Source organism: Pseudomonas sp. SDO5591_S426, from assembly GCF_054070755.1.
On the sequence record NZ_JBSVXD010000299.1, the window covers coordinates 1 to 4419 of the forward strand.

Annotated in this window: 4 protein-coding genes; all 4 read left to right on the plus strand. The window is 59.8% G+C overall.

Translation table 11 applies throughout. The annotated features are described in order from the left end of the window. The first annotated feature begins 108 nt into the window (after positions 1-108). The 4 genes from ACW9JC_RS28870 (at position 109) to accC (ending at position 4325) form a co-directional block, all read left to right on the plus strand. The gene (locus ACW9JC_RS28870; protein WP_457459300.1) at positions 109-1854 is read left to right on the plus strand and encodes a protein-disulfide reductase DsbD; all 1746 of its coding nucleotides are present in this window, start codon (positions 109-111) and stop codon (positions 1852-1854) included. Positions 1855-1986: 132 nt separating this feature from the next. Then, entirely contained in the window at positions 1987-2439 is a 453-nt protein-coding gene (aroQ, locus tag ACW9JC_RS28875; protein WP_338584511.1) for a type II 3-dehydroquinate dehydratase, read from the plus strand. Between the two features lie 48 nt (positions 2440-2487). Beyond that, positions 2488-2949: an acetyl-CoA carboxylase biotin carboxyl carrier protein gene (gene accB / locus ACW9JC_RS28880; protein ID WP_416129434.1), complete on the plus strand. Its 462-nt coding sequence runs from the start codon at positions 2488-2490 to the stop codon at positions 2947-2949. A gap of 17 nt (positions 2950-2966) precedes the next feature. Then, a complete protein-coding gene (gene accC, locus ACW9JC_RS28885) occupies positions 2967-4325 on the plus strand; it encodes an acetyl-CoA carboxylase biotin carboxylase subunit (RefSeq protein ID WP_338584509.1) in 1359 nt (452 codons plus the stop codon). The last annotated feature ends 94 nt before the right edge of the window (positions 4326-4419 follow it).

The following is a 4419-nucleotide window of genomic DNA, read 5'->3' on the forward strand; positions in this document are numbered from 1 at the left end:
TTTTTAGATCAAGATCAAAAGATCGCAGCCTGCGGCAGCTCCTACAGAGGGCGGCGACAGCGTGCGCTCTCAGCTATCATGCCGGCATCATTGATACGCGAGATTGTCATGCGCCGTTTGCTCTGCCTGCTGTTTCTGGTCCTCGCCCTGCCGGCCTCCGCCACCGGTTTGCTGGAGAGTCGCCCCAGTTCCACCTTGGGCTCGATCAACAACAGCGCCGACTTCCTGCCGGTGCGCGAAGCGTTTCAGCTGAGCCTGGTAGAAAGCACGCCGCAATCGATCAAACTGCGCTTCGTCGCCACCGAGGGTTATTACCTCTATCGCCATCGCTTTCAGTTTCGCGCAGAACCAGCCGATGTCGTGCTTGGCGCGGCGCAATTGCCCGATGGGCAAAAAAAGCACGATGAGTACTTCGGCGATGTCGAGGTCTACCACGGCATTCTCGATGTGGAACTGCCGCGCACCGATCAGCGCGCCTTCACCCTGGCCGTGACTTATCAGGGCTGCGCCGACAAAGGTCTGTGTTATCCGCCGGAAACCGAGCGCCTGAGCATCGACGGCAGCGGCAGTCCTGCAACGACTCATGACTGGAGCTGGCGCGAACTGGCGCTGTTCTTCCTCGCCGGCCTCGGCCTGACCTTTACCCCGTGCGTGCTGCCGATGCTGCCGATCCTTTCCGGCGTGGTTTTGCGTGGTCAGGTCGGTGGCTGGCGCGGTTTCAACCTGTCGCTCGCCTATGTGCTGCCAATGGCAATCTGCTTCGCCTTGCTTGGCGCTTTGATGGGGATGTTCGGCGCGCAGCTGAATCTTCAGGCGCGGCTGCAATCGGCCTGGGTACTGGTGCCGTTCGCTATGTTTTTTGCCGTGTTCGCTTTGGCGATGTTCGGCGTGTTCGAACTCAAGTTGCCGCAAGCCATCAGCACTCGACTGGACCGCATTGCCGGACGCACCGAGGGTGGCTCGCTGTGGGGCGCGGCGGTGCTGGGCGTGGTTTCCAGCCTGTTGGTTTCGCCCTGCGTTTCGGCACCATTGGCCGGCGCGTTGCTGTACATCAGCGCCAGCGGCGATGCCTTGGGCGGCGGTTTGAAACTGTTCATGCTCGGCCTGGGCATGGGCGCGCCGTTGTTGTTGGTAGCGACCGGCGGCGCGGCGTGGCTGCCGAAAAGCGGACCGTGGCTGGTCTACGTGAAAAACGCGATTGGCGTGTTGCTGCTGGGGCTGGCGATCGGCTTGCTAAGCCGGGTGTTGCCGGGCCAGGTCACCTTACTGTTGATCGGTTTGCTGGCCGCTGGCGTCGGTTTGTTCATGGGCGCGCTGGAGTTCGTCTACAAACCGCCGAGAAAACGCCTGGGCCAACTGTTCGGAATATTCCTGCTGTTTTATGCGCTGGCCTGTTGGTATGGCGGGTTCAGCGGGCAGAGCGACCCGTTCAATCCGATCGGCCAGTCGCGCACAGTCGTCAGTGCCGAAGCCGCGCTCGAGACCAGCACCTGGCAAACCGTCAGTGATCCGGCAGACCTCGACCGTGTGCTCGCCGAGGCCAGCTCGTCCGGCACACCGCTGCTGCTGGACTGGTACGCCGACTGGTGCATCAGCTGCAAAGTCATCGAGCACGAAGTGCTGAATGACACTACCGTTGTCGAACGCCTCAGGGGCTATCGTCTGGTTCGCTTCGACATCACCGAGAGCAACGCCGAACAACGCGCATTGCTTGACCGCTACAAACTGTTCGGCCCTCCAGCGCTGATGTTTTTCGGCAAGGACGGCGTCGAACGTGCCGATGTGCGGGTGATCGGCGAGATCAATGCGGCGGACTTCGCCGAACGTGTTGCCAAAGCAAATGACCGGATTTAATCACTCGGTCATATATTTCGCGCAAACATCGGCCATCGTGCTGGCTATTGCATAGAACTGGACAGTCACAAAGGCTTTGCGGCATAGTCGCCGGGTTCTGACAATTGCACACGGATAACAAAGGAACAGCCGATGGCGACGCTACTCGTCCTGCACGGACCCAACCTGAACTTGCTCGGCACCCGCGAACCGGGCACCTACGGCGCCACGACACTGGCGCAGATCAACCAGGACCTGGAACGCCGCGCCCGTGAAGGCGGCCACCATTTGCTGCACCTGCAAAGCAACGCCGAGTACGAATTGATCGACCGAATCCACGCCGCTCGCAGCGAAGGCGTTGACTTCATTTTGATCAACCCAGCAGCTTTTACACATACAAGTGTCGCATTACGTGACGCGCTGCTGGCGGTGAGCATCCCATTCATCGAAGTGCATTTGTCCAACGTGCACAAACGCGAACCTTTCCGCCATCACTCTTACTTCTCCGACGTAGCGGTGGGAGTGATCTGCGGCCTTGGCGCCAGCGGTTACCGACTGGCCCTGGAGGCCGCGCTAGAACAGCTTGAAACACAGGCAACGACTTGAACTACAAGCGTTAAACGCCCCTGACCGACCCTTGGGAGTTGATGATTCATGGATATCCGTAAAGTTAAGAAACTGATCGAATTGCTGGAAGAGTCCGGCATCGACGAGCTCGAGATCAAGGAAGGCGAAGAGTCCGTACGCATCAGCCGTCATAGCAAGACCCCGGCTCAGCAGTACTACGCACCGGCTCCAATGCCTGCTCCGGCTGCCGCGCCTGTCGCTGCCGCCGCTCCGGCTGCCGCTGCACCAGCCGCTCCTGCTGCGCCAGTGTTGAACGGCACCGTTGCCCGTTCGCCGATGGTCGGTACGTTCTATCGCAAATCTTCGCCAACCTCGCCGTCCTTCGTTGAAGTCGGCCAGACCGTGAAGAAAGGCGACACCCTGTGCATCGTTGAAGCCATGAAGATGATGAACCACATCGAAGCTGAAACCAGCGGTGTGATCGAATCCATCCTCGTTGAAGACGGCCAGCCGGTTGAGTACGACCAACCGCTGTTCACCATCGTTTGAACCGCGGAGAGCCTTTGATGACTGCGAAGTTGGAAAAAGTTCTGATCGCCAACCGCGGTGAGATCGCCCTGCGGATCCTGCGCGCTTGCAAAGAGATGGGCATCAAGACCGTCGCCGTTTACTCCAAGGCTGACAAGGAACTGATGCACCTGGGTCTGGCAGACGAGTCCGTCTGCATCGGCCCGGCATCGGCCGCCCACTCCTACCTGCACATTCCGGCAATCATCGCCGCAGCCGAAGTGACTGGCGCCACCGCCATTCACCCAGGCTACGGTTTCCTTGCGGAAAACGCCGACTTCGCCGAGCAGGTCGAGAACTCCGGCTTCGCCTTCATCGGTCCGAAAGCTGAAACCATCCGCCTGATGGGCGACAAGGTTTCGGCCAAGCACGCGATGATCGCCGCTGGCGTACCGACTGTTCCGGGTTCTGACGGCCCGCTGCCGGAAGACGAAGAAACCGCTCTGCGCATTGGTCGTGAAGTCGGTTATCCGGTGATCATCAAAGCCGCTGGCGGCGGTGGTGGTCGCGGCATGCGCGTTGTGCATAAAGAAGAAGACCTGATCTCCTTTGCCAAACTGACCCGCACCGAAGCAGGCGCGGCGTTCGGCAACCCGATGGTCTATCTGGAAAAATTCCTGACCAACCCACGTCACGTGGAAGTCCAGGTTCTTTCCGACGGCCAGGGCCACGCCATCCATCTGGGCGACCGCGACTGCTCGCTGCAACGCCGCCACCAGAAAGTTCTCGAAGAAGCGCCGGCACCGGGCATCGACGAGAAGGCTCGCCAGGAAGTCTTCGCCCGCTGCGTCAAGGCGTGCATCGACATCGGTTACCGTGGCGCAGGTACTTTCGAGTTCCTGTACGAAAACGGTCGCTTCTACTTCATCGAGATGAACACTCGTGTCCAGGTAGAGCACCCGGTTTCGGAAATGGTCACCGGTATCGACATCGTCAAGGAGATGCTCAGCATCGCCGCCGGCAACAAGCTGTCGTTCACCCAGGATGACGTGGTCATCCGCGGTCACGCGCTGGAATGCCGGATCAACGCCGAAGACCCGAAAACCTTCATGCCGAGCCCAGGCACGGTCAAGCACTTCCACGCTCCAGGCGGCAACGGCGTTCGCGTCGATTCGCACCTGTACAGTGGTTATGCCGTTCCGCCGAACTACGATTCGTTGATTGGCAAGCTGATCACTTACGGGGCAACCCGTGACGAAGCCATGGCGCGCATGCGCAATGCGCTGGACGAGATCGTGGTTGACGGGATCAAGACCAACATCCCGCTGCACCGAGACCTGACCCGCGACGAAGGCTTCTGCAAAGGGGGCGTGAACATTCACTACCTCGAGCACAAGCTGGCTGCCGAGAAGCACTAAGCTTCGACCCGATCAACAAAGCCGCCTTCGGGCGGCTTTATTGTTTAAAATCAAAAGATCGCAGCCTGCGGCAGCTCCCACATTTGGAATGCGC

Coding starts and splice junctions, on each gene's coding strand:
- accB (WP_416129434.1), top strand. CDS start 2,488: ATGGATATCCGTAAAGTTAAGAAACTGATCGAATTGCTGGAAGAGTCC.
- aroQ (WP_338584511.1), top strand. CDS start 1,987: ATGGCGACGCTACTCGTCCTGCACGGACCCAACCTGAACTTGCTCGGC.
- ACW9JC_RS28870 (WP_457459300.1), top strand. CDS start 109: ATGCGCCGTTTGCTCTGCCTGCTGTTTCTGGTCCTCGCCCTGCCGGCC.
- accC (WP_338584509.1), top strand. CDS start 2,967: ATGACTGCGAAGTTGGAAAAAGTTCTGATCGCCAACCGCGGTGAGATC.